This window comes from Streptomyces sp. NPDC017246, assembly GCF_044331325.1.
Taxonomy (GTDB): Bacteria; Actinomycetota; Actinomycetes; order Streptomycetales; family Streptomycetaceae; genus Streptomyces.
In genome coordinates, this window is the sequence record NZ_JBIRMW010000007.1 from 112,225 (window position 1) to 137,958 (window position 25,734).

General features: G+C 70.8%; 17 protein-coding genes and 2 pseudogenes. 11 read left to right on the forward strand and 8 right to left on the reverse strand.

Annotated features, from left to right (window positions below; all coding sequences use genetic code 11):
• Positions 1-7 precede the first annotated feature (7 nt).
• From ACH4MY_RS18055 to ACH4MY_RS18075, 5 genes and pseudogenes are all read right to left on the reverse strand, one after another.
• Complete coding sequence (locus tag ACH4MY_RS18055; protein WP_398004660.1) at positions 8-304, reverse strand: hypothetical protein; 297 nt, start codon at positions 302-304, stop codon at positions 8-10.
• Positions 305-422: 118 nt separating this feature from the next.
• Positions 423-764, reverse strand: a pseudogene (locus ACH4MY_RS18060) (N-acetylmuramoyl-L-alanine amidase); the annotation flags it as partial.
• Positions 765-1,293: 529 nt separating this feature from the next.
• Positions 1,294-1,899 carry a hypothetical protein gene (locus ACH4MY_RS18065; RefSeq protein ID WP_398004091.1) on the reverse strand — a complete coding sequence of 202 codons (606 nt, stop codon included), beginning with the start codon at positions 1,897-1,899 and terminating at the stop codon, positions 1,294-1,296.
• Positions 1,896-3,572, reverse strand: a complete 1,677-nt coding sequence (locus tag ACH4MY_RS18070; protein WP_398004093.1) for a serine/threonine-protein kinase — start codon at positions 3,570-3,572, stop codon at positions 1,896-1,898. Before ACH4MY_RS18070 ends, ACH4MY_RS18065 begins: the two co-directional genes overlap by 4 nt.
• A 265-nt stretch (positions 3,573-3,837) precedes the next feature.
• Positions 3,838-4,221, reverse strand: a complete 384-nt coding sequence (locus ACH4MY_RS18075) for a hypothetical protein (protein ID WP_398004095.1) — start codon at positions 4,219-4,221, stop codon at positions 3,838-3,840.
• 587 nt (positions 4,222-4,808) lie between these two features.
• On the opposite strand from ACH4MY_RS18075, the gene sigK reads away from it, so the two are divergent.
• Positions 4,809-5,375 (forward strand): ECF RNA polymerase sigma factor SigK, encoded by a 567-nt coding sequence (gene sigK / locus ACH4MY_RS18080; RefSeq protein WP_398004622.1) that lies wholly within the window; start codon positions 4,809-4,811, stop codon positions 5,373-5,375.
• Positions 5,372-6,133 (forward strand): anti-sigma factor domain-containing protein, encoded by a 762-nt coding sequence (locus ACH4MY_RS18085; protein ID WP_398004097.1) that lies wholly within the window; start codon positions 5,372-5,374, stop codon positions 6,131-6,133. Before sigK ends, ACH4MY_RS18085 begins: the two co-directional genes overlap by 4 nt.
• 28 nt (positions 6,134-6,161) lie before the next feature.
• Here the strand turns inward: ACH4MY_RS18085 and ACH4MY_RS18090 are convergent, their stop codons facing one another.
• Positions 6,162-7,295, reverse strand: coding sequence for a PucR family transcriptional regulator (locus ACH4MY_RS18090; protein WP_398004099.1), 1,134 nt, complete (start codon positions 7,293-7,295; stop codon positions 6,162-6,164).
• A gap of 608 nt (positions 7,296-7,903) precedes the next feature.
• Between ACH4MY_RS18090 and ACH4MY_RS18095 the strand changes: the two genes are divergently transcribed.
• Positions 7,904-8,350 carry a phospholipase gene (locus ACH4MY_RS18095; RefSeq protein WP_398004101.1) on the forward strand — a complete coding sequence of 149 codons (447 nt, stop codon included), beginning with the start codon at positions 7,904-7,906 and terminating at the stop codon, positions 8,348-8,350.
• Between the two features lie 60 nt (positions 8,351-8,410).
• On the opposite strand, the gene ACH4MY_RS18100 is transcribed toward ACH4MY_RS18095, so the two are convergent.
• Positions 8,411-11,647, reverse strand: coding sequence for a hypothetical protein (locus ACH4MY_RS18100; RefSeq protein ID WP_398004102.1), 3,237 nt, complete (start codon positions 11,645-11,647; stop codon positions 8,411-8,413).
• 177 nt (positions 11,648-11,824) lie between these two features.
• Between ACH4MY_RS18100 and ACH4MY_RS18105 the strand changes: the two genes are divergently transcribed.
• From ACH4MY_RS18105 to ACH4MY_RS18120, 4 genes and pseudogenes are all read left to right on the forward strand, one after another.
• The gene (locus ACH4MY_RS18105; RefSeq protein ID WP_398004104.1) at positions 11,825-12,643 is read left to right on the forward strand and encodes an SDR family NAD(P)-dependent oxidoreductase; all 819 of its coding nucleotides are present in this window, start codon (positions 11,825-11,827) and stop codon (positions 12,641-12,643) included.
• Positions 12,644-13,191: 548 nt separating this feature from the next.
• Positions 13,192-16,659, forward strand: a complete 3,468-nt coding sequence (locus ACH4MY_RS18110; RefSeq protein ID WP_398004624.1) for a M28 family peptidase — start codon at positions 13,192-13,194, stop codon at positions 16,657-16,659.
• A 458-nt stretch (positions 16,660-17,117) separates the two neighbouring features.
• On the forward strand, positions 17,118-19,694 hold the full coding sequence (locus ACH4MY_RS18115; protein ID WP_398004106.1) for a SpoIIE family protein phosphatase: 2,577 nt from the start codon (positions 17,118-17,120) through the stop codon (positions 19,692-19,694).
• Between the two features lie 471 nt (positions 19,695-20,165).
• A pseudogene (locus ACH4MY_RS18120) lies at positions 20,166-20,821 on the forward strand (AAA family ATPase); the annotation flags it as partial.
• 231 nt (positions 20,822-21,052) lie between these two features.
• Here ACH4MY_RS18120 and ACH4MY_RS18125 read toward each other — a convergent pair.
• Entirely contained in the window at positions 21,053-21,613 is a 561-nt protein-coding gene (locus ACH4MY_RS18125; RefSeq protein WP_398004108.1) for a TetR/AcrR family transcriptional regulator, read from the reverse strand.
• 116 nt (positions 21,614-21,729) lie between these two features.
• On the opposite strand from ACH4MY_RS18125, the gene ACH4MY_RS18130 reads away from it, so the two are divergent.
• From ACH4MY_RS18130 to ACH4MY_RS18145, 4 genes are all read left to right on the forward strand, one after another.
• Positions 21,730-22,416 (forward strand): SDR family oxidoreductase, encoded by a 687-nt coding sequence (locus ACH4MY_RS18130; protein WP_398004109.1) that lies wholly within the window; start codon positions 21,730-21,732, stop codon positions 22,414-22,416.
• A gap of 62 nt (positions 22,417-22,478) precedes the next feature.
• On the forward strand, positions 22,479-23,534 hold the full coding sequence (locus tag ACH4MY_RS18135) for an aldo/keto reductase (RefSeq protein ID WP_398004111.1): 1,056 nt from the start codon (positions 22,479-22,481) through the stop codon (positions 23,532-23,534).
• 211 nt (positions 23,535-23,745) lie between these two features.
• On the forward strand, positions 23,746-24,750 hold the full coding sequence (locus ACH4MY_RS18140) for an NADP-dependent oxidoreductase (protein ID WP_398004113.1): 1,005 nt from the start codon (positions 23,746-23,748) through the stop codon (positions 24,748-24,750).
• 63 nt (positions 24,751-24,813) lie between these two features.
• Positions 24,814-25,689 (forward strand): alpha/beta fold hydrolase, encoded by an 876-nt coding sequence (locus ACH4MY_RS18145; protein WP_398004115.1) that lies wholly within the window; start codon positions 24,814-24,816, stop codon positions 25,687-25,689.
• Positions 25,690-25,734 lie beyond the last annotated feature (45 nt).

Sequence of the window (25,734 nt, forward strand, 5' to 3'; positions counted from 1 at the left end):
ACGCCGGTCACAGCGTCTGGTAGACGGGTGCTCCGGCTCCGTGCACCGCCTGGAGCGGCGTCCCGGACGCGAGGGCGGGGCCGGACGAGGCCTGGGCCAGGCGGCTCGAGTAGTACTCCACCTGGTTGATGTAGTAGTCCCACGGGAAGTACGGCCCCGGGTCGGTGTGGTTGTTGCCGGGCACGTTGTAGTGGCCGCCGAAGCCCGTGAACCAGTCGCGCTCGTCCGGGGCGAGCGGCACCTCGATCGGGATGCCGTACACGGCGCACAGGTACGCCGACAGCTCCGCCGAGGAGTCCATCATCTCCTCGGTCCAGTCGGCGGGGTAGGTGGCTCCCGGGTACCCGAACTCGTGCTCGATGCCCGAAGTAGCGGGTGTTGCCTCCCTTGCAGTGCCAGGCCGTGTACCGGCCGTCCCGGGGGCCGGCGGTGTCCGGGTCGGGCAGCGGCACCATCTGGGCGCGCCGGCCGTCCCTGGCGACGATGAAGTGCGCCGAGACCTTGGACGCGGGGTTCTGGAAGTGGCCGATGGCTCCCTCGTACTTGCCCTGGGTGTAGTGGACGACGATGCCCTGCGGGACCAGCGGGCCGTACGCGTCACGGTTCGGACTGTTCTTGTAGGGAACCTCGGGACTCCGCAGGTTCCACAGGTTCTGGTGCGAGGCCAGACCCGATTGCTCGGCGGCCTCGCCGTTCGCCTGCACGGCGTACGTCGACACCTCGCCGCACTTCGGGCAGGTGAACTGCATGTTCTTGATCGTCATGTCGCTCTCCTGAGACTGATCCAGCTCAGAGAGATGCCCTGCGCAGAAGAGAGGGCAAAGATCGTTGATGAGACAACTTCTCAGCTGTTTCGCACGATCCCGTTCCGCATGGAACTGTCACCTTCCATACTCGTACGCCTTCCGCAACCGCTCAACCGGGGCGCCGCGAGCGAGCGCACGGGGCGAGAGGGCACCGTATGGGCGAACGATCCGGTGAGTACGGGACGGTGTTCCGGCCGGCCGTCGGCCTGATGCGCGGCAGGAGGCCGACGCCGGCGAGGCCTCGGCCGTTCTCGAAATCCCTTACGCGCAAACGTCGTTCGGCGTCCGACACCTCGTCGAACCGCGAAGGTTGCCGGGGCGCCCGGTGGGGTGCCCCGGCGGACGAGGGCACACGCAGCGTCAGCGTATGACCCTCAGACGTACGGAGGGTGACGAACCGCCGGTCCTCCTCCCGAACCAGTTGGTGCCCCTGGGCCGCGAGGGAGACTGGCGCACCGTCAGCTGCCCGGAGCGGGCCCCGGCCCCGTCAGCCGCAGTCGTACGTGAAGGTCGCGGACGACGAGTGGGTGCCGGGAGAGGTGATCACGATCCGCGCCACCGCCTGGTGTGTTCCCGGCCCGTGGAAGGTCCACAGGAGATGCAGGCTCGCCTCCTTCTGTCCGCGGGCCAGCTTCTCGCTGAGGGCGCCGGACCGGGTTCCGTCACTGCGTTCCCAGCGGTACGTGAGGGTGCCCGGTCGCCCGTCGGTGCGTACCAGGCCCACCACGTCCGCCGTACCGTCGCAGCCCAGCGATTTCCCCGGGGCGCTGACGGTGACGTCCCGCACCGCGACGCCGGGCCCGTACTGCCGCCACGCGAGGAAGACCAGCACGGCGATTAGGACGACGGCGGCGAACGCGTAGCGCCACGGCCGTCGGGAGCGGGCGGGCCGCGGCACGGGGACACCGGGGAGCGTGCCGTGCCAGATCTCGACCACCGTGGGGCTGTTCTCGGCCCGCCGGAGGGCCGCCGCGGTCACCCCCGGCCCGAACCGCAGCACTTCGCCCTCCACCCGGTCGGGTGTCGCTTCCGGCGCCGGACGCTCGAACCAGTGGCTGCCGAGCTCGGTGGCGCTGTAGTCGTCGTCGTTCATGAGATCGTGCACCGCCGGATGAAGATCTGCTGCAGGGAACCGCCGTTCGAGGCGGCGGGGTACGTGGTCGCGCGCAGCCCCCAGTAGCATCCGGCGCCCCGGACGTCGTGGGCGAGCGTGAGGGTGTAGCGGGTGGCGCCCTCGCGCCGGTAGGTCTCGGAGCCGTCGGGCGCGCCCGGCGCCCCCTTCTCGTCACCGGTGAACCACTCGACGTGGATCGTCACCGGCCCCGTTCCGTCCGTCGTGACCTCGACGGTGCCCGAGGCGGTGGTCGGCCCCGTCTGGCGCAGGCTCGTGACGGAGACCGCGGTCACGGCGACGGAAGGGGGAGCGGACGTCGTGGTCGGGGACGTGACGGTCGGGGTGGGCGGGGACGTGGGCGCGGTGGGTGATGCCGGGTCGGTCGTGGCCGTCGGAGGCGTGGTCACGGTCGGCGGCGTCGTCGGGTCGTCGGTGGGAGGTGCGTCGGTGGTGGCGCTCGGCCCGGTGCTCCCGGAAGAGGTGGGCGGCGGGGTCGTCGCCGTCGGAGAGAGGTCCGGGCCCGGGGACGACGGCGACGGCGGTGCTGTGGTGGGCCCGGGCGGGGAGGTGTCCGGGCCGGTGCTCGTCGTCGCGAAGGCCTGGGCGGACTTGTCGCCGTCCGCCTCCTCTCCCCCGGCCCGTGCGGCGAGGGCGAGCAGCAGCGCCAGGACGAGCGCGGCCGCACCCAGCGGCGTCCCGCGGGGGAGACGCCACCGGGGGCGCGGCGGCGGGGTCGGCAACGTGGTGGTGGCGAGCGCGGTCGTGCCCTCCGACACACCGCCGCCGGAGGAAGGGAGAAGCAGAGGCAGCAGCGCGGCCAACGCCGCCAGCCGTCCCCGGCCGCGCTCCTCCCAGTCCGGCCCGTAGGCGGCCGTGGCGACCGCTTCCAGCTCGGTCACGAACGCGGCCGCGTTCTCCGGCCGCTCGTCCGGGGACTTGGCCAGACCTCGCCGGATCAACGGGCGCAGCGGCTCCGGTGCCTGACCGTCGGGAACGGGCGTGCCCAGGTGGTGCAGGGCGAGCTCCGCGAAGTTGTCGCCGGAGAACGGCTTACGGCCGGTCAGACACTCGAAGAAGGTCGCGGTCGCCGCGTAGACGTCGGCCGCCGGTGAGGCGGGGGCACCGTTCCACTGCTCGGGCGCCATGTAGGCGGGCGTTCCGGCGACACCCGGTGTGGCGCCCCGGCCGGCCGCGATCCCGAAGTCGACGAGCTTGGACGTCCCGTCGGCGGCGACCAGAACGTTCTCGGGCTTGTAGTCGCGGTGCACGACGCCCGCGCGGTGAGCGGCGGCGAGGCCCAGGAGCGAGCCCTTGAGCACGACGAGAGCGGCCTCGGGGCCGGTCGACCCCTCTCGTGCGATGAGGGCACGCAACGCGACGCCGTCGACGAGCTCCATCACGATGGCCGCGCCCCGCGGCGCCTCGACGTACTCGTAGAGCCCGACGACATACGGACTGTCCAGGGCCCCGAGCAGCCGGGCCTCGGACCGGAACCCCCGCACGAACGCCTCGTCCGAGCGGAACCGCTCGCTCAGGTACTTCACGGCGACCGGCAGTCCGGTCTCCTCGTGCGTGGCGAGCACCACGCGCCCGCTGCCGCCGGAACCCAGCTCCCGAGCTTCGCTGTACCCCGGCACCACCCATGCGCCCATGCCTGTCCCCCTCGACGCCGTGGCCGGCATTCCCCTCCACAGGGACAGATTCTGGCCACGGCCGGTTCCCCGGGGAAGAGGGCAACCGGGCGCACCGCCGAACCGGGCCCACGGAAGTGACCGGTGGGAAACCTGAGGCCCCGGGGCCGTACGAACCGTCCATGGACGGGCCGGAAGCGGCCCGGCGACTCACGCCGCGCGGCAGGACGGAGTGAGGACCGGGCCCTGGCCCGGTCCTCACCGGTAGGGGTTCGAGGTCCGCCGGTCAGCGGTGGTGGCAGTCCCAGTGGCCCTTCACCCAGTGGTGATCCCAGTGGGCCGGGACGTACACCCACTTGTACGGGTGCTCCTGGCTCCAGTAGCCCTTGTGCCAGTCACCGTGCTTGTCGTGATGGCCCTGGTGCCACGTCTTGTGGTGGTTCCACTTCTTCTCCCAGTGGCCCTTCACCCACTTCTTCTCCCAGTGCCCCTTCTTCCACTCGCACCGGTCGTGATGGTCGCTGTGGCCACCGGCCACGACGGTCGAGACGGATGTGGGCGCGGGTGCCGCGGTGGCCGTTCCGGACATGCCGAGCGCGGCGCCGCCGGCCAGCAGTCCCGCCGCTGCGGCGCTTGCCACCAGACGGCGGGCGCGCATGGACGCGGTCATCAGACACACCTCCCTCGCTTGATCGACTTCCGTGAGCACGCCGATTGACGTCGTGAGTCGGCCCGGACGGCCACAAGACCCGGTGGCCGTGGGGATCCGACAGCTGACTCGCCGTGCAGGGTCACCAGGGATTCGGAGCCGAGCCGTCGCCGGATGACGGAGCACCGGGAAATCCTGCCCGTCGGACCGATCGAGCGCGAGCCCACCGGCCTCGCCGATCCGTCATCCGCGCTCGGTACGGCTACGAATCCCTCACACAGGAAGTCTCCTCCACAGGGAGCGGAAATGACCACCGACGCGGTCCCTTCGATCGGGGTGGTCCCCTGCCTCGGGGGCGGGGCCGCGCTAGCCGCAGCCCAGGTGTACGGGCCGACACCCGACCGGCAGGGGTACGGGCCGCCACCCGACCTGCGGAGGCCACCGTGACGCCCCGCCCCGCCCCACGCCGGACTCACCCGGCTGACGCGGCCACTCGGCACGACCCCGTCGCAGACGGCAGAGTCGAACGGGTCGGGCCGCGTCGAGCAGGACGACTCGGCCTCGCCGCCCCGGCGACCGACCACCGCAGGCACAAGGGGGGACGACCTCTGCCGCACGCACCCGAGCCCCACGCTCCCGTCGACACGCTCCTCCTCCGGGCGGCCGACGGTGACAGGGAGGCGTTCGCCGGCGTCTACGACGCACTGGCCCAGCCGGTGATGGGGCTGGCGTGCCGCATTCTGCGGGACGCCGCACAGGCCGAAGAGGTGACACAGGACGTCATGATCGAGGTGTGGCGTACAGCGGACCGTTTCCGGCCCGACCGCGGTACGGCGAAGGCATGGGTTCTCACCCTCGCCCACCGGCGGGCCGTGGACCGCGTGCGTGCCGTCCAGGCGAGCAAGGACCGCGAATGGCGTGCCGGAATGCTGTCGGCGGACCGAGACTTCGATCAGGTCGCCGAGAGCGTCGAGAACCATGACGAGCGGCGCCGCGTACACCGCTGTCTGGCGGCCCTGGCCCGCCTCCAGCGAGTGCCGCTGGTACTCGCCTACTACCAGGGCATGACCTACGCCGAGGTGGCACGGTCCCTGTCCACCCCCGAAGGCACCGTGAAGTCCCGCATGCGCAAGGGCCTCGATCAGCTGCGCACCTGTCTGGAGGCCGGATCATGACACCATCGGCGGATCCGCACCTCGATGCCGCGGCGTACGTTCTGCACGCCCTCCCGCCCGCGGAGGAAGCCGCCTTCGAGAATCATCTCGCCGGCTGCGAGGCATGCCGCCGGGACGTCGCCGCGTGGGAGAGGACCGTCGCCCGTCTCGCCTCCGCCGAGACCGCCCCGGTACCCGAGGAACTGCGTACACGCGTCATGGCGCAGGTTGCCCGCACTCCGCAGGACCGGGCTCGCCACCTCTCACGGCCCCGCGGCCGGTCCCGCGGCCGGTACGGCCTGCGTCTCGCGCTCGCCGCGAGCGTCGCGGCGGCAGCCACGCTCGGCGCGGTCGCCGTCAGGCAGCACTCGGAGGCCGAGGAGGCACGCGCCCGGGCAGCCCAGGCCCAGGAGCAGGCCCGCACCTCGGGCAACGCGTTCGCGGACGTCCTCACGGCCCCCGACGCCACCGTGCACACAGAGAAGCTGAGCGACGGAACGAACGCGGCGGTCGTCGTCTCCCGCCAGCAGGCGCGGGCCGCGTTCACCGCCCGCGACCTCCCGGGACTGCCCAGCGACAAGGTGTACGAACTCTGGTACGCGGCCGAGGCGGGCGACCTGCGGCCCGCGGGCCTTCTGGACACTGCCGGCAACCGAGCGGCACGCGTCCTCGAAGGCCCCCTGGGCGACGCGGTCGCCGTCGGCATCACCGTCGAACCCGCGGGCGGCTCCGGCCAGCCGACCACCGAACCACTGGGCATCATCCCCATCAGCGCGTGAGCCGCGTGCGGCGCCGGGCGTCATCTCGTCAGGGCATGCCGTGGGAAGCGAGGCGGGCGTCGGAGTCGTCGGCCCTGGAAGAGGAAAGGTTCGCGGCCGTCATCGCTGCCCGGAGCAGCTGGATGCCGTGCGGACTGCTGGGATCGAGCCCGCTGAACTCCCGAATTCTCTGAAGGCGGTAACTCAGCGTTCTCCGATGGATGTTCAACGACTTGGCGGTCTTCTCCCGGTCCAGCTCGTGGAAGAACAGCTCGTCGAGGGTGAGACGCAGATCGGTCCCCCGTTCGAGCGGTGCCAGGAAGTCGACGAGCCGGCCCCGCAGTGCCGGCTGCCGGGAAATGGCGAGCTCAATGACCAGTTCGGCCGCCTTGTAGGGGCGCGCCTGCGCATCGGGCATCGCGACCACCACGGACATGGTCTGCCGCAGCTCGCGCAGCGTCTCGGGAACCGATCCCACAGTGGCGGCCAGGGCATGGGCAGCGCGTACGGACCGCACCTGCCGAGACGCTGCCGTCACCAGCTCGGCGGACAGCGCCTCCACGGCGTCCTCGTCACCGTTCACCGGGAGCAGCACCATCATCTCGTCCCGCTGCGCCCGGGTGGACCAGAGGATCCCGGGCGAGGACCGGAGCAGGCCCCGGCACGCGTCCAGCGCACGGTCGAGGGCTCCTTCCTCCCGCAGGAACCTGCAGACGAGGATGAGATAGCCCTCGGGGAGGAGCAGTCCCGCCGCCGCGGCCGCCGCCACGGACTCGGTCGACGCGCGTAGCACCGCGGCAAGCAGCTGCCGGCGGGCCTGGAACGTCTCCCCCCGTTCGACGCGCGCCGTGTCGTGGTAGCCCGCCATCGCGGCCGCGAGGATCCGGGCGTTCTCCTGGGCCCCGTACGTGATCAGCTTCGCGAACTCCGCGTAGTTCCCGGAGTTCGCCACCGAGAGAACGTCACGCAGGCCGGCCAGGTGCCCCACCTCGAACGCGTCTCGGACATCGGAAGCGGAGAACGAGTCGAGCAGACGGCGGCGCGCCCCCATGTTCCGGAAGACCTCCAGATCGGAGTCGAGGAGGGGAGCCTGACCGTTGTCGAACATGTCGAGCATGCGGACCGTCACGAAGTGCAGTTCACCCGGAACCTCTTCGGGACGTTTCGCATGCAGCTGCGCCATTTTGGGAATTTCGCTCACCGTCATGTCGAGGATCTTGGAGACGGTGATGTCGCGTCGGGCTTTCAGCTGCCCGACGAGCTCGGAATGGTTGATGTGACACACCTCCATCGACACCCGAAGAAACGCCCGAATCGCACCGGGATGGGGCGCACCGAGCCGTCACCGGCGATTTCCGGCACGTAGATGCCCCATGCGCGAACGTCGATGGGTCGAATAGCCGACTTCTGGGAGAGGCGCAAGGATCCTCCGGCCCTGGCTCAGACGCGACGGCCCGGCACCGATCCCGGAAGGCCCCGGACACGCACGCACGACAAACCGTGGTTCCGCGTCACTTCGACGGCGATGCTAGCCGCCCGGCGGCCTCTCCGGGAAGGGTGACGGTCTGCCCGAAATTCATACGGTCGTTCAGGCGGCGAACCGGCCACCGCAGGCACCTTCCAGGGCCGAACATGAATCCACCTGCCTTGCGCAGAAGGGAAATTGGCGGGCCGCCAGGTCTTCCCGCTTGCGCATAGGCCGACGACGCCGTGCGTGATGCACTCCTGCAGATGCGCCGCCCGCTCCATCGCCGGGCGGCCGGCTCCCGGAGGTAGCGCGTGATACGTCGCATGACCGCAATCCTGGCCGTTCCGACCGCAACCGTGCTCGCCTGGGCCGTTGCCACCGCACCGGCTTCGGCGGCTCCCGCCGACAAGCCGCAGGTCCTGTCCAGCTGGACCCAGACCAGCGCCTCCAGTTACAACGCCTTCATTTCGGCGCGCAACAACCAGGGAGCCTGGTCGGCCTACGGCTTCGACTGGTCCACGGACTACTGCTCCTCGTCGCCCGACAATCCGCTGGGCTTCCCGTTCAACCTTTCCTGTGCCCGGCACGACTTCGGCTACCGCAACTACAAGGCCGCCGGACAATTCGACGCCAACAAGCCCCGGTTGGACAGCATGTTCTACGAGGACCTCAAGCGGGTGTGCGGCTCGAACGGGTACGGCACCGTGAAGAAGGCGTCCTGCAACAGCCTCGCCTGGACGTACTACACGGCAGTCAAGCAGTTCGGCTGACCCGTCGGACCGCCCCTGTTCCCGACTTCAGAAACAGACCGGCCGAGTCAGCCGTCGCGGTCAGGGACCGGGGACGGTGACGTGGAGTGGCCCGGAGAGCAGCCGGCGTGCGGCGGAGAGATCTCCCGCCGACAGCGACGTGGCGTCGGACGCCACGTCGCTGTCCGCGCGCTGCAAGCGGCATGCGGTGGCCGTCGCGTCCAGCTGGCAGTCCATCGAGGACATGGTCAGGTCGGAGAGGACCCAGCCCAGTGGCGCTGTCACCGCCGGCTGGGAGCGCGGGCTGACGAGGAAGGTGCGGACGTCCGTGGGCGGCTGTCCGCCGGCCGCGACCTTCGCTCCGCGGTCGAGGCCCGGCAGGGGTTCGGAGAACCGCATGAGCGCCGCCTGCTGCAGGGTGGTCGTACGGGCGGCGACTTCGGCGGCCTTCCTGCCGGCAAGGGGGACGACCAGTTCGTCCAGGGGGACGAGTTCCGGCTCGGGAGCCTGGACGGAGTAGTGGTTGTCGAGGAAGACGAGGAGGGGAACGACGTACTGTGTGCCGGTGCCCTCGGGGGTTCCGACGCGCCGGTTGTGCGCCGCGACGGCGGGCTCGACGGCGGCCCAGAGCTCCAGGAGCGCGGCGATCCCGCTGCTCTCCAGATAGCCGCCGTCAATGGAGGAGACCGCCTTGGCCTCGGTGCCGCCCTTGCCCGTACGGGGCACGCAGCGGTACATCGTGCCGCTGGGCGAGACGTAGGCGAAGCGGGCCGAGAGGTGGGCGGCCGTGGACATGCGGAGCCCCGCGTCACGGGTGCGGCAGTCCGCGCTGCCGGTGTAGTCCACGGCGTCGACGGTCGCGGTGGTGAACTGGGGGGCGACGTCGGGGCGGGACACCACGGCCTTCTGGCATCGCGGTGCGCCGTTGCCGGCCGGTCCGCCGGTCGTCCGGTGGGCCGAGACCGCGATGCGACAGCCGGAGCGCACGTCCGTACCGTTCATGATGAGGACCGGGCCGGTTCCTCCCGCCGGGCCCCGTGGGTGCGGCGCGTGTCTGGTGAGGGTGAGGTAGTCCTCTTCCCAGGCGTTGCCCTGGCCGGCCCAGGACTGTTCCCATGCGCGTTCGAAGACGGAGGCGCGGTCGCCGACCACCTGGTCGAGCATGCGGTTCATGCCGTGGAGGGCGTGGGTGCCGTCCCGGTAGAGCATGGCGGCGATGTTCGCGGCGAGGGCGTCCTCGTCGGCGAGCCGGCGGACGATCGCCCGGCCGGATTCGGTGCCGGGGGCCGCTTCCGCGCCGAAGGCGGGCGTGCGCCGGTCGAGGGTGTGCGCGGCGAGGCCGAGGCTGCCGCCGGAGACGCCACTGAGGCCGAAGGTCGAGGCGGCGGCACAGGGTGACGCGTCGGCGAGCCGGTCCATGCCGGAGCTGGTCCAGTAGGCGGCCCGGATGCCACCGCCCGCCGCCGCCACGAGGAGCATGGGGATCGCGTTGCCCCGGTCGGCCGTGGGCAGTGTGTCGCGGCAGTCCGCGGCCCGTCCGTACCAGTCCTCGAACTCGGCGCGGGAGGAGAAGGCCTGGGGCGGTGCGGGCAGCCGGGGGTCCTTGAGTCGTACGGCGTGGTAGACGCCCGTGCTGTCGAGCAGGGACTGGGCGGCGAGGACGGCCAGGACGGGCAGCCAGATCGGGGTGAAGCGAAAACGCAGGGCGCGGAAGGCCCGGTAGGGCATGCGCGCCTCGGCGAGGAAGACGAATCCGGCGCATGCCAGGACGACCGTGGTGAGGAAGAGAGCGAGGACGCCGAGAGTGCGCAGCCGGGATCCCCAGACCAGCGGGTCCGCGGCGGTGAAGCCGCCGATGACGGCGGTGACGACGAGAAGGCCGGCACCGGTCCACAGCGGCGCCCGCCGGCGAAGGAGCGTCTCGCTCCGGGTGGCGGGTTCCGCCGTTCCGAACAGCAGCACGTCGCACCGTCGCAGCAGTGTGTGGAGGACCGGCGGGACGATCAGGGCGAGAACGAGACCCGCGAGGAACCAGAACCATACGCCGGCGGTGTAGCCGTGGCCCTCGACGAGCGAGCCGAGCAGGACGGGCCTGGCGAAGGCCCGGACCAGGCCGAGCCCGGCGATCAGAAGGGGAACAACCGCGAGCGCGCGTCCGATCCCCTCGATCCGGCCCCGGTTCGAGGTCGGTGACCGCACGGCGCCGGGTTCCGGGTCGGCCCCCCTCACCAACAGGCCCGCGGCGCCGATCGCGAGCGCGACGAGGGGGATCGCCGCGCCGCCGAACTTCTGCTCCCAGGGCTGCGCGGACCAGACCGGCCAGAACAGGCAGACGGCGAGCAGCGTCGCCCCGCAGATCAGCAACGGCGTCAGAGGGCCGTGGGCCTTGCGGCGCGTGAGCGGTGCTCCGTCGAGGAGCGCCCATCGCCCCGCGACCCAGACCGCGACGGACAGCGCGAGCAGGGTGACCACCGGACCGAGCAGGTCCCCGAGCCGGAACCAGCCGTCCCTGTGCACCCAGGCCCGCTCGATGTCGGGGAACTGCTCCAGGGGCCCGCCGCCGGGCAGGACGACCAAGGCCGCCAGGAAGGCCAGGGCGACCAGTTGGACCCGGTGACGCGTCCAGGCGCGCGACGGGGAGGAGATGCCGCACCTCCACCGGATGAACCACCGGGTGAGGCTGACGGGCAGGATGTCGACCACGAGGACGGCCACGGCCAGGAACACGGTGACCCCGAGGAGCACCCACTTCAGCCAGGACAGCACCGTGACGGCCCACGCCCAAGGAACCAGTCCGCCGTCGCCCGCGGCACCCGCCGCGACGAGCCCGGCCGTGGTGGCCGTCTCGGCCAGGTCGGCGAGGAGAACCAAGGCGACCAGGAGGCTGATCTGCCCGGCCGAGCAGGGGACGACCCCAGGTGTTGCCCGCTCGTCGCGGAAGCGTCGGATGCGGTGCAACAGCAGGTACAGCCCGTAGGTGTAGGCGGGCGCGAAGACGAAGAAGTCGAGCGCGAGGTGGGTGCCGAGCCACCCGGTGAGGTGGGCGGCCCTGTCCGCGGCGTCCGGGCGGGACGTGTCCGCCCAGTCGTACCAGGCCGTGATCGCGTCGATCCGCCCCGTGGGGTCGGTGGGGAGGAAGCCAGGGAAGCCGGTGAGGGCTCCCGCCCCGTACGAGAAGTGGGCCTGGGTGGAGAGTGTCTCAAGCAGTTGGGAGATCTCGCCCATCACCAGCAGGGCGACCGTGGCGGCGGCCGGTACCCACCAGCCGCGGCCCCACAGCCAGACCCTGCCCACCCCGCGAGGGGATGCTGTCGACATATTGGCCATGGACCGACTTGCGCAGAACTCGGGGCGGTCGCGCCAGCGACGCGCCCACGGCGGCCCGGAAGATCCACTGTTCGTGGCAGACGCGGCAGGCCGCCCGGCCCCGGAGCGTCGCGTGCCTAAGATCACCGAAGGGCGGACGACGGACGAGACACGGGAGAGGCGGCGGACATGGCGGACGAGCGCGTGTACCTGGTGACCGGGGGCGGAACGGGGATCGGTGCCGCGACCGCGCAGTCATTGGCCCGGGCGGGCCACAAGGTGGCGGTGTCCGGGCGCCGCCCCGAGCCGCTGCGGCTGGTCGCGGAGGAGACCGGCGCCCTGCCCGTACCGTCGGACATCGGGGACCCCGCCGCGGTGGCCTCGCTCGTCGAGACGGTGGTCGGCACGTACGGGCGGCTCGACGGTCTGGTGCTCAACGCCGGCATCGGCCGTGGCGGCGGGGTGGGAGAGGTGACCCCGGAGGACTGGGACGAGGTCATGCGGACCAACCTCACCGGTCCGTTCCTGCTGCTGCGCGCCGCGCTCCCGCACCTGCTCGACGCCCGCGGCGCGGTGGTCGCGGTGGCCTCGGTGTCCGCCCTGCGCAACGGCGTTGGCAACGCCGCCTATGCCACCTCCAAAGCGGCGCTGCTCCAGCTGTGCCGCTCACTCGCGGTCGACTACGGGGGCGCGGGGCTGCGCGCCAACACCGTGTGTCCGAGCTGGGTGCGCACCGACATGGCCGACCGCCGGATGAACCGGTTCGCCGAAGAAGCGGGCCTGGACGGCAACGGCCTGGAAGCGGCGTACGACGAGGTGACCCGGGTCCTGCCCGCCGGGCGGCCCGGCGAGCCCCACGAGGTCGCGGAGGCCATCACCTGGCTGCTGTCCCCCGCCGCCTCGTTCGTGAACGGTGCGGTACTCACCGTCGACGGCGGCGCGACCGCACTCGACCCCGGCACGCTCGGCTTCGAATTCCGGCTGGAGCCACGCGCCCCGCGAGCCTGACCAGCAGTCACGGGCCGAAGTCCGGAGCGGTCGCCGTGGCGGGAGGTGTCCGTCGGGTACGGACCCCGGAGCCGGGACCGTGACCCGTTTCGCCGATGGCGGCGGGGTGCGGCCCCGGCGCCGGATCCTCATCGCCTGTGGCTCACAGCCGAAGTGAGGGGTGTGATCGGGCAGGCGCCGAGCGTGCGCCGTGGGCCTGACGTGCGCGGGCCGGCCGGGCCGCGGCGTCCTCGACTCTGACCCCGGCCCGCCCGCCGTCCATGGCCCGCCCGCCGTCCATGGCCCGGCCGTCCGCCCGGCCGTCCGCCCCGCCGGCCATGCCGCCCGCGGGGCGGAGCATCGCGCGCTGTCGATGCGCGCGCAGACCGAACCGGGCATTTTCCGGAGGCACATGGGGTGCCATCGACGGGCCATAACGCGCGTCTTATGCCCGCAGGGATGACTCCCGTTCGTCATGTCCACGCCCATACTCGGCGGCGATGACACCCGAACCCCCACGAACGGAGTGGACGTTGCAGCCCACCAGATGGACGGCGGTCGTGACAGCGATGGCGCTGTCCGCGAGCCTCGTCGGCACCCTCGCCGGAACGGCGTCGGCGGCACGGCCGGCACCAGCCCAGAAGGACAGCCCCGTGACCCGCGCGGTCGCCGCCGCGGACCTGGCAGTCGACAGCGGCCTCGACACGCTGATCAACTCGGCCCAGGAACAGTACGAGCGACGTCTCGTCACCCCTTGGGTGAAGGACCTCTACTCGGTGTCGTACGAGCGCAGCTACCGCGGCCTGCCGGTCGTCGGCGGTGACGCCGTGGTCCTCGCCGACGGTTCCGGCAGGATCCGCGCCCTCCAGTCCGCCTCCTCCGTGCGCATCGACGTGGCGACCCGGCCGTCGGTCACCGCGAAGAAGGCCGAGACGACCTCGCGGAAGAAGCTGGCCTCGGTCGACAAGGTCGAGAGCAGCCGGCTGGTCGTGCGCCTCAAGGACGACAAGCCGGTGCTGGCCTGGGAGACCGTGCTGCGCGGCCGTACCAAGAGCGCGCCCAGCAAGCTGCACGTCTTCGTCGACGCCCGTACCGGTGCCGTCGTCGACAAGTACGACGACGTGGTGGCGGGCACCGGCAACAGCAAGTGGAACGGGCCCGGCCCGGTCACCATCGACACCACCGCCTCGGGCTCCACCTACTCCCTCCGCGATCCCAGCCGGACCGGCCTGAGCTGCGCCGACTACAGCACCAACGCGGTCTTCTCGAAGTCCTCCGACTCCTGGGGCACCGGCAACCCCACGAGCAAGGAGACCGGCTGCGTCGACCTGATGTTCGCCGCGCAGAAGCAGTGGGACATGCTCAGCCAGTGGCTGGGCCGCAACGGCGTCAACGGCAACGGCCGCAGCTTCCCCGGCAAGGTCGGGCTCGGCGACCTCAACGCCTACTGGGACGGCAGCTCGGTGACCATCGGGCGCAACAGCGCCAACGAGTGGATAGCCGGCGTGGACGTGGTGGCCCACGAGTACGGGCACGCCATCGACACCAACACCCCCGGCGGCACCAGCGGTCAGGAGGCCGGGCTCGGCGAGGGCACCGGTGACATCTTCGGTGCGCTGACCGAGGCGTACATCAACCAGCCGGCCCCCTACGACGTCCCCGACTACCTGGTGGGCGAGGTCATCAACCTCCAGGGGCGGGGCCCGATCCGCAACATGTACAACCCGCCCGCCGTCAACAACGACCCGGCCTGCTACAGCTCGGCGATCCCCGGCACCGAGGTGCACGCCGCCGCAGGTCCGCTGAACCACTGGTTCTACCTGCTGTCCGAGGGCACCAACCCCGGCGGCGGCAAGCCCAGCAGCAGCACCTGTAACCAGAGCACCCTGACGGGCGTGGGGATACAGACCGCCGGCAAGATCTTCTACGGTGGCATGCTGCTCAAGACCAGCAGCATGAGCTACAAGAAGTACCGCACGGCGACGCTCAGCTCCGCGAAGTCGCTCGACGCGACCTGCGGCCTCTTCGACAGGACGAAGGCGGCGTGGGACGCGATCAGCGTGCCCGCCCAGTCGGCGGACCCGACCTGCACCCCGAGCGGTCAGAACAACGACTTCTCGATGTCGCTCAACCCCTCGTCGGGCACGGTCCAGCAGGGCGGCACGGTGACCACCACCGTCGGCACCGCCGTCACGACCGGCACCGCGCAGTCGGTGACGCTGACCGCCACCGGCCTGCCCGCCGGCGTGACCGCCTCCTTCAACCCCGCCACGGTGCAGTCCGGCCAGTCCTCGGTGCTGACCCTGACCGCCACCTCCAACGCGGCACCCGGCACGTCCGCGGTCGTCGTCAAGGGCCAGGGCTCCACGCTGTCGCACACCACCGACTACACGCTCAACGTCGGCGGAACCCAGCCCGGCAACGACCCGCCGGACATCAACGTCGCCAACGTGCAGGCACACCTGACCCAGTTCAACACCATCGCGAGCCAGAACGGCGGCAACCGCCGTGCGGGCAGCGCCGGCTACACCCAGTCGCTGGCCTACGTGAAGGGCAAGCTGCAGGCCGCCGGATACACGGTGACCGAGCAGAACTGCACCTCCTGCACCTACCCGTCGAACAACCTGATCGCCGACTGGCCGGGCGGCCCCGCCGACCAGGTCGTGATGTTCGGCGCGCACCTGGACGGCGTCTCGGCGGGCCCCGGCATCAACGACAACGGCTCGGGCTCCGCGACCCTGCTGGAGAACGCCCTCGCCCTCGCCCAGAAGAACCCGACGATGACCAAGCACGTGCGCTTCGCCTGGTGGACCGACGAGGAGCAGGGCCTCAACGGCTCCGCGTTCTACGTCAACCGGCTCACCGCCGCACAGCGCACGACCATCAAGGCGTACTACAACTTCGACATGGTCGGCTCCACCAACGGCGGCTACTTCATCAACAACCTCAACTCCACCGCCGCCGCGCCCCTCAAGGCGTACTGGACCTCCCTGAACCTGGCGCCCGAGGAGAACACCGAGGGCCAGGGCCGCAGCGACGACTACTCCTTCCAGCAGGGCGGCATCCCGACCTCCGGATACGCGGCCGGCGCGAGCGCCCGCAAGACCGCGGCGCAGGCGCAGAAGTGGGGCGGCTCCGCCAACACCGCCTACGACTCCTGCTACCACAGCGCCTGTGACACCACGAGCAACATCAACGCGACGGTGCTGAACCGCAGCGCCGACGGGGTCGCCTACGCCGTCTGGAAGCAGGCCGTCGGCGGCACCGCCCCGGCGCAGGACTTCTCCGTCGGCGTGAGCCCGTCCGCGGGCAGCACGGCCCCCGGCGGGTCCGTCTCGGCGACGGTGAACACCGCCACCGTGAGCGGCGCCGCCCAGACCGTGGGTCTCTCCGTCTCCGGCGCGCCGGCCGGCGTGACCGCCACGCTCAGCCCGACGTCCGTCCAGTCCGGCAGCTCCTCGGCCCTGTCCGTCCAGGTCGGCACGAGCACCACGCCCGGCACCTACACCCTGACGGTCACCGGCTCGGGCACCGTCAGCCACACCACCACGTACACGCTGACCGTCACGGGCGGCGGCGGCTCCTGCACGCCGCGCCAGCTCGTGGTCAACGGCGGCTTCGAGAACGGCGGCAGCCCGTGGAGCGCGAGCGCGGGCGTGATCACCAACGACGCGCGGCAGGCCTCGCACGCGGGCAGCTACAAGGCGTGGCTGGGCGGTAGGGGTTCCAGCTACACCGAGAACGCCGCGCAGTCCGTGTCCATCCCCTCGGGCTGCACCTCGTACCGGCTCTCGTTCTTCGTCCACATCGACACGGACGAGACCGAGAGCGTCGCCTACGACATGGCCACGGTCAAGGTGGGCGGCCAGCAGCTGGCGTCCTACTCCAACCTGGACGCGACCGCGGGCTACGTCGAGAAGTCGTACGACCTCTCGTCCTTCGCCGGCCAGACCGTCACCCTCGATTTCACGTCGGTGGAGGACCAGTCCCTGCAGACCTCGTTCGTCCTGGACGACGTCTCGATCCAGGTGAGCTGAGACCCGGCGCACATCCGAACCGGTGAATCCGGCCCGGCCCCCGGCATCCGGGGGCCGGGCTTCCTGCTGTCCTCACGCGGGTCGCTCGGGTAGCGGTCGTGGGCGATCGCCCCTGGCCTGCCCGATCAGCGCAACTCGGACAGCGTTCGTCGCCGAGCTGCGCACCGATGACGCCGCCGCTGTCCAACGCGCCGCCCGCGAAAGCGTCCTTCTGTCAGGTCACCTGGGCACCGGGCTGATCATGCCGTCATGGATCGACGTCCATCCCCGTGGCCCACAGCGCCGGGAACCACGTGTGGTTGTCCGGATGCGTACCGTGAACATCAGGAGCCCTGGCCTCGGAGAGGTGTTACAACTGGGGTTGTGAGCCCGTCTCGTCTCTCGTACCCGGCGTACCGGTGCGGTCGAAACTAGGCAGAAGATTCGGAAGCGTCGCCGGACAGGTCTTCGTCCTTCAGGTGGCGATCGTGGTGCTGCTCGCCGCCGGCGCCCTCCTGGCTCTACTGCTGCAGTCGCGGTACGACATCGACCGTGAAGCGCGCAACCGGTCGGTCTCCGTGGCTCAGACTTTCGCGAACTCCCTGGGCCTGCAGGAGGCGCTGAGGTCGCCGGACCCGTCCGCGATCCTGCAGCCGCTCACCGAGGAGACGCGCAAGGACGCAGGCGTGGACTTCATCGTGGTGATGGACACGAACGGCATCCGCTACAGCCACCCCCAGCCCGACCGCATCGGCGAGCGGTTCGTCGGCACGATCGAGCCCTCACTCGCCGGCGAGGTGTACACCGAGAGTGTCGAGGGGCCGCTCGGTAAGGAGATCCAGGCGATCGTCCCGGTCACTTCGCCCCAGGGTGAAGTCGTCGCCCTGGTCTCGGCAGGTCTGACGGTGGCGAGCGTGACCGGCATCGCCGACCGTCAGCTTCCGGTCATCCTCCTGGCCATCGCCATCGGTCTGGCTCTGGCCACCGTCGGCACGGCGCTGATCAGCCGAAGAGTGCGCCGCCAGACCCACGGGCTCGGCACGCAGGAGATGACCCGCATGTACGAGCACCACGACGCGGTGCTCCACTCCGTCCGCGAAGGGGTGCTGATCACGGACGGCGAAGGACGACTACTCCTGGCGAACGACGAGGCGGGACGGCTGCTCGGCCTGCCGGACGGCGCCGAAGGGCGCCCCGTCGACGAGGTCGGCATGGATCGCCGCATGGCGGAACTGCTGCTGTCCGGCCGGGTGGCCACCGACGAGGTGCTGGAGGCCGGGGACCGGCTGCTCGTGGTCAATCAGCGGCCCACGCTCCCGCAGGGCTCGGCGGTCACCATCCGCGACTCCACCGAGATGCAGCTCCTGAGCAGCCGGGCGGAGACGGCTCGCAAGCGGCTCAAGCTGCTGTACGACGCGGGCGGTGACATCGGCACCACCCTCGATGTGGTCCGCACCTCGAAGGAACTGGCCGACGTCGCCGTTCCCCAGTTCGCGGACTTCGTCACGGTCGACCTGGCCGACTCGGTACTGAAGGGCGACGAGCCCGGCCCGGGCGCCGACATGCGGCGCACGGCGGTCAGCGGCATCCGATCCGATCACCCGCTGTACCCGCTCGGCGCACTGATCGACTTCCTGCCGTCCACACCGCAGGCCCGTGGCTACGGTACGGGCACGACCGAACTCGTACCCGATCTCCACGACGCCCCGGGCTGGCACGCCCAGGACCCGCTGCGGACGTCCCGGATCGTCGACTACGGCATCCACTCGCTCATCGCGGCTCCGCTGAAGGCCAGAGGTGTCGTGCTCGGGATCGTCAACTTCTGGCGGTCTCAGAAGCCGGAACCGTTCGACGAGGACGACCTGTCCCTGGCCGAGGAACTTGTCGGCCGAGCCGCGGTCACCATGGACAACGCCCGCCGCTACACCCGCGAACACCATCTCGCCGTGACGCTCCAGCGCAGCCTGCTGCCGCGGGACCTGCCCGAGCAGAGCGCGGTGGACGTCGCTCACTTCTACCAGCCCGCCCAGTCCGGAGTGGGCGGGGACTGGTTCGACGTGATCCCGCTGCCGGGCAGCCGCGTCGGGCTCGTCGTCGGAGACGTCGTCGGGCACGGCCTGCACGCCGCGGCCACCATGGGGCGGCTGCGCACGGCCGTGCACAACTTCTCCTCCTTGGACCTTCCGCCCGACGAACTCCTCGCCCGTCTCGACAACCTCGTCCAGCGCATGGACCAGGAAGGCGACAGCGCGCCCTCGGAAGGCGGTGTCATGGGCGCGACCTGCCTGTACGCCGTCTACGACCCGGTCTCCCAGAACTGCGCCATGGCACGGGCAGGACACATGCCACCGCTCGTGGTCGCCCCGGACGGCACGACGACGATCTCGGAACTGCCGGCCGGCCCGCCGCTGGGGCTGGGGGGCATGCCGTTCGAGACCATGGAACTGCACCTGGCGGAAGGCAGTCAGCTCGTCCTGTACACCGACGGGCTGGTCGAGGAGCGGAGCCGGGACATTTCAGAGGGCTTGGAAAGGCTGCGCACGGCGCTGAGCCACCCCGCCCGAGACCCGCAGGTCAGCCTCCGCGCCGTACTCGACGCCCTGCTCCCCGCCCGGCCGGCCGACGACATCGCGCTGCTCATCGCCCGGACACGGACTCTGGGCCCCGGCCGGGTCGCAGAGTGGGATGTACCGTTCGACCCGAGCGAGGTCGGCGCCGTGCGCGGCCTCGCGGCCGAGCAGCTCGAGGAGTGGGGCCTGGAGGAACTCGCCTTCACCACAGAACTGATCCTCAGCGAGCTCATCACCAACGCCATAAGGTACGCCGCCGCGCCGGTTCGCGTTCGCCTGTTGCGCGATCGCACTCTCACCTGCGAGGTGTGGGACGGCAGCAGTACCGCCCCGCATCTGCGGTACGCCGCCACCACGGACGAGGGAGGCCGCGGGCTGTTCCTGGTGGCCCAGCTCAGCGAGCACTGGGGCACCCGATACACACCGGAAGGCAAGGTCATCTGGGCCGAACAAGCCCTGCCCGCCGCTGCCGGTGCCTACTCTTAGAGCGCAGTTGTCCTGCTAACCCTCGTTGCCCTCGAGGACGCGCCCGTCGGACAGACGATCGGGGCGACGTGCTGCCCGACTGCCGTTGCGGGAGTTGCCGCGGTTCTTCCCGACCGGGTCAAGGTGCGCCCAGACCGGTCGAGTCCACTGGTCGCCGAATGGTCCCCGCCGGTGTCACACGGCACTCTCAACAGCCGGTAAGCGAAGATCACCGCCGCAGGCGCGGCCCTCTCGGCACACCTCAGCGTGCTCCGCGCCCGGCGCTCGCTGCTGCGGAACCCGGATCGCCACCGCCATCTGGAACTCACTCACCCAGACCGCTCAGCAGCGATCCGTGATCCGCGACATCGGAATGACTCCACCGCACACTCCCCAAAAGCCTTGGCCCCCCGACAGTCCCGTGTGGGCCGACCTCCGCACCATGCTGTCCAGCCCAGCCGCAGCACTCGCCAGCGGCTGCCTCACTCGCGGGAGCTCGACGCACCGGAAGCCGCGGCATTCTTCCTCGCCCGCTAGATCGAGTACTCCGGCGACACCTCACCCCCCTCACTGGGCCACCACTACGTCGCCTACCGCGCCTTCGTCCGCGCCAAGGTGGCCTTGATCCAAGCACGCCAAGGTGCGCCCGGCGCCGCCCCCGCCGCACAGCACCTCATCACGACGACTCTGCGTCACCTGCGCGCCTCCGTCATCGGCCTCACGCTCGTGGGAGGACTCCCCGGCAGCGGCAAATCCACGCTCTCCGGCGCGCTGGCCGACCGCTTGGGCGTCACCCTGCTCGAGCGCGCGTCCACCCTGCTCACCCGTGGCGAATCCGTGGTTCTGGATGCCTCCTGGTCGGACGGGAGACAGCGCGAAGCAGCCCGGCTCGTGGCCGAGCGAACGAGCGCCGACCTCGTGGCCCTGCACTGCCAGGTCCCGTACGACATGACGGCGGCCCGCCTCGACACCCGGACCGCCGGACCGTCCGACGCCGACCTCGGCGTAGCCACCGCCATGGCCGAGCAGGAGCCGCCCTGGGCAGAGGCTGTCGCGATCGACACCAGCGGCCCTTGGAGGCCGCTGTAGCCCAAGCGCTGTCGGCGGTGGCGCCCTGGTACTGGACGCGTCCTCGGCTACATGGATGACTCCTCCGGCATCAGCGTGCCCGTCACGCTGTCGCGGACTCTCGGTGAACGCGTCGGCACCCTGCGCGTGGCCGCTCTCCCTGCTCACTACGCCGCCCTCCGGACGACCACCACAGGCGACATCCCCCAGCCGCTCCCCTTCTCCCTCAGCAGATACCGACGCAAGCCTTCGAGCGGAGGGGAAACGACCTTCACCCCAGGCCTCGAACCAAGCCCCCAGCCTGACCGCACTCATCCGGCCGGCCTCAGGGCTGCGCGCGCGGTGGTGAGGATCTGCTCGGAGAGTGGGGAGCTCTTGGTTGCGCGGGCCAGGACGAGTGCTCCGACCATGGTGCACAGCCGGGTGATGCCGTCCTGGTCCTCCGTGGCGAGCCACTCGGCGAAGTCGCTCACTCCTTCGGTGTAGGCGCGGTGGGCGTCGCGTGCTCCTGGTTCGCGCGCCATGTCGGCGGCCAGCGCGGCGGTGGGGCAGCCCTCTGCCACGTCGTCGCGGTGCTCAGTGGAGAGGTAGATGCCGATGAGGGCTTTCTGGGCGGCCTCGCGCTGCCCGGCGTGCTGCTCGAGTCCGACATCGCGGCGCCGGGTGAGCTCCTCGAAAGCGTGGGTGGTGGCTTCGTCGATGAGGGCCTCCTTGGAGGCGAACTGCTTGTAGAAGCCGCCGTGGGTCAGGCCGGCCGCTTTCATGAGGTCGGCGACGCTGACGTGTGTGCCCTGCTCGCGGAAGAGCCGTGAGGCGGTTTCCACGACCCGCTTGCGGTTCTCCTGTGCTTGCGCCTGCGATACGCGGCCCATCGGGCACCTCCCATTTAGATGTCGATTGGCATCTATCCTAGCTCCGGTTTAGATTTGGAACGTAATCTAATTGAACCGGCCCGACCGTCCGGGTCGCCGCAACGCTGGGAGCGCACATGGAACTGAAGGACGCGGTCGCCGTGGTCACCGGAGCCAATCGGGGACTGGGCCGCCATCTGGCCGCACAGCTCGTGGAACGCGGAGCGAAGGTGTACGCGGCGGCCCGCCACCCCGAGACGGTGGACCTGCGCGGCGTCATCCCGCTGCGGCTGGACGTGACGGACCAGGAGTCGATCCGGGCCGCTGCCCGCACCGCGTCCGACGCGACGCTGCTGGTGAACAACGCCGGCATTTCCACCGCCACCCCGCTGATCGCGGGCGGCCTGGACGCGGTGCGTCTGGAGATGGAGACGAACTTCTTCGGTCCGCTCGCCGTGACGCGGGCCTTCGCCCCGGTCATCGAGGGCAACGGCGGCGGCGCCGTCCTCAACGTCCTGTCGGTGCTGTCGTGGCTGCACCCGGCGGGCCTGGGCTCCTATGCGGCGGCGAAGGCCGCGGCGTGGGCGCTGACCGGTGCGGCCCGGGAGGAGCTCGCGCCGCGGGGCATCACCGTCTCGGCGCTGCACGTCGGATACATGGACACCGACATGGCCACGGGGGTTCCCGCCGACCAGAAGGCCGATCCCGCCGATGTCGCCGCCCAGGCCCTGCACGGCATTGCGACGGGCCTGCCCGAGATCCTCGCCGACGACAGCACCCGGTACGTCAAGCAGAGCCTGGCCGCTTCGCCGAACGCGGCGTGAGCGCACCCGCCGCCGCGGCACTTCCCTCTCCCCTTCTGTTGATTCTCGAGTAAGGACACCTGATGCGTTACACGACCTTCGGCCGCCGGACGGGACTGCGCGTGTCCGAGTACGCGCTCGGCACGGCGAACTTCGGCACCGGCTGGGGTGCCGGCGCCGAGCCTGAGGAGGCGCGCCGGATCTTCGACCGGTTCGCCGAAGCCGGCGGCAACTTCCTCGACACCGCGGACACCTACCAGTTCGGCGAGTCGGAAGAGCTGACGGGGAAGTTCGTCTCCGCGGACCGGGACCACTTCGTCCTGTCCACCAAGTTCACCCTCGGGGCCGCGCCGCAGCCGGGCATCTCCACGACGGGCAACAGCCGCAAGGCCATGGCCACCTCAGTGGAGGCGAGCCTGAGGCGCCTGGGAACGGACTGCATCGACCTGCTGTGGGTGCACTTCCCCGACGAGCTCACCCCCATGGAGGAGATCCTGCGCGGGCTGGATGACCTGGTGAGCTCCGGCAAGATCCACCACATCGGCCTGTCCAACTTCCCCGCCTGGCGCGTCTCGCGCGCGGTGACGCTCGCGGAACTGCGGAACTGGGCGCCCCTCGTGGGAATCCAGAACGAGTACAGCCTGGTCGAACGGACCGCGGACCGCGAGCTGCTGCCGATGGCCGAGAGCCTGGGCCTCGGCGCCGCCCTGTGGTCCCCGCTCGGTGGCGGACTGCTCACCGGAAAGTACCGCCACAGCAGCGACGGCCGGCTGAGCGATCTGGGGGCAGTCATCCACACCGAGAGCACCGGCCAGAAGACGGCCGTCGTCGACACCGTCCTGGCGATCGCCGAGGAGAGCGGCGTGACGCCCGCGCAGGTGTCGGTGGCCTGGGTACGCGAGCGCGCCGCCCGGGCGGCGACCTCCCTCGTCCCGATCATCGGGCCGCGCAGCCTCACCCAGCTCGACAGCTACCTGGGTGCTCTCGACGTCCGGCTGGCCCCCGAACAGTTCGCCCGGCTGTCCGAGGTCAGCGCGGTGCAGCCCGGCGTTCCTCACGACGGGATCGCCGCCTCCCTCGGCGGCATCCAGGGCGGTGACCCCAGCCGTTTCATCGCCCCCGCCGTGCCGGTGGCCTGACGCTTGAGGGCGGCGCGGACGGAGCGACGGTGCGCCGCCCCAGCCCGGCCCACGGCGGATGCCGCGCCGGCGACCACGGATCTTCCTTTCTGCCAGGGCCCCGGCGAGAGGGTCCCCCATACATAAACAAACGCGACAAAGCGTGTCGTACTGGAAGAAGCCCAGGCCGACAGAGATCGTCCCCCCGGGGAGACGAGGAACGGAGACAACGATGAGGGCCTTCGTGGTCGAACGGTACGGCGACAAGCCCGGCACGCACGCCGGTGAAATGCCCGACCCACAGGTGGGCGCCGACGACGTGCTGGTCCGGATCCACGCGGCGAGCGTCAACCCGCTCGACCTCAAGCTCCGCGACGGGGACTTCAAGGCGATCCTGCCCTACCGTCTCCCGCTCGTCCTGGGCAACGACCTCGCCGGGGTCGTGGTCGAGGTGGGATCGTCCGTCACGCGGTTCACGGTGGGCGACGAGGTCTACGCGCGGCCCGACAAGGATCGCATCGGCACCTTCGCCGAACTCATCTCCGTCCACCAGGACGACGTGGCGGTCAAACCGGCCACGCTCACCATGGAGGAGGCCGCGTCCCTTCCCCTGGTCGCCCTGACCGCCTGGCAGGCACTGGTGGAGCGGGCACACGTGCGGCCGGGCCAGAAGGTCCTGATCCACGCCGGCTCCGGCGGCGTCGGCACCATCGCCATTCAGCTGGCCAAGCACCTGGGCGCGCACGTGGCCACCACCGCGAGCACCGCCAAGGTCGACCTGGTCAAGGAGCTGGGCGCCGACATCGTCGTCGACTACAGGAAGCAGGACTTCGCCTCGGTCCTCGACGGCTACGACGTCGTCCTGGACACCCTCGGCGGCGACACGCTGGAGAAGTCGCTGCGGGTGCTCAAGCCCGGCGGAACGGTCATCAGCGTCGCGGGCCCTCCCGACGCCGCCTTCGCCCGTGAGCTGGGCGCGAACGCGGTCCTTCGGCTGGTGATGAGCGCGCTGAGCTTCAGGACCCGGCGCCGCGCCCAGCGCCGCGGCGTGACGTACTCCTTCCTGTTCATGAAGGCCAGCGGCGACCAGCTACGCGACATCACCACGCTTGTCGACGCCGGAAAGATCCGCCCGGTCGTCGACCGCGTCTTCCCGTTCGACCAGACCCGGGAAGCCATGGAGTACGTCGAAAAGGGCCGCGCGAAGGCCGGAAAGGTCGTCGTCACGATGACCTGACATGCCAGGCCAGGACCTCACCGGAGGACTGGCGAAGCCCCCCACCATCTGCAGGAGCCGATCATGAGTGGACCACGGAGTTCCCCCGCCCCCGCCCCGACGTCGTACAAGCACGCGCCGACTCGTTCCGTGTCCGTACGCGGTGTGGATTTCGTCTACCGGCAACTCGGTCCGCAGGACGGCGTCCCGCTGATCCTGCTGAACCACCTGGCCGCGGTCCTGGACAACTGGGATCCACGGGTCGTCGACGGACTCGCCACCCGCCGCCGAGTGATCACCTTCGACAACCGCGGGGTGGGCGCGTCAGGCGGCTCCACGCCCGACACGGTTGAGGCCATGGCTCGCGACGCGGTGCTGTTCATCCGGGCCCTCGGCCTCGACCGGGTCGACCTGCTCGGCCTGTCGATGGGCGGCTTCATCGCCCAGGTCATCGCAGCCGAGGAACCGCAGCTCGTCCGCAGGCTCATCCTCGCCGGCACAGGCCCCGCCGGAGGCCTCGGCATCGACAAGGTCACAGCACTCACCCTGCGCGACACCCTGAAAGGCGCCCTGACCCGCCAGGACCCGAAGCAGTTTCTCTTCTTCACCGACACCGAAGGCGGCCGACGGGCAGGACGGGCCTTCCTGGAGCGGCTGAAGGAACGCACGGAGGATCGCGACAAGGCCATTTCACTGTCGTCTTTCCGCGCCCAGCTCAAGGCCATCCGCCGATGGGGCCGCCAGCCGCCGACGGACCTCTCTCGCATCGGCCACCCCGTCCTGGTGGCGAACGGCGAGAGCGACCGGATGGTACCGAGCGAGAACACCCTCGACCTGGCCACACGCCTGCCCCGAGGCGAACTCGTTCCCCTCTACCCCGACGCCGGACACGGAGGGATCTTCCAATACCACGACGAGTTCGTGGCGAAGGCACTGGAATTCCTGCACTCTCCCGCTTGACGACCCGCCGCTCGCAACCCGGCCACGTGGGCCGGTTTTCCCGTG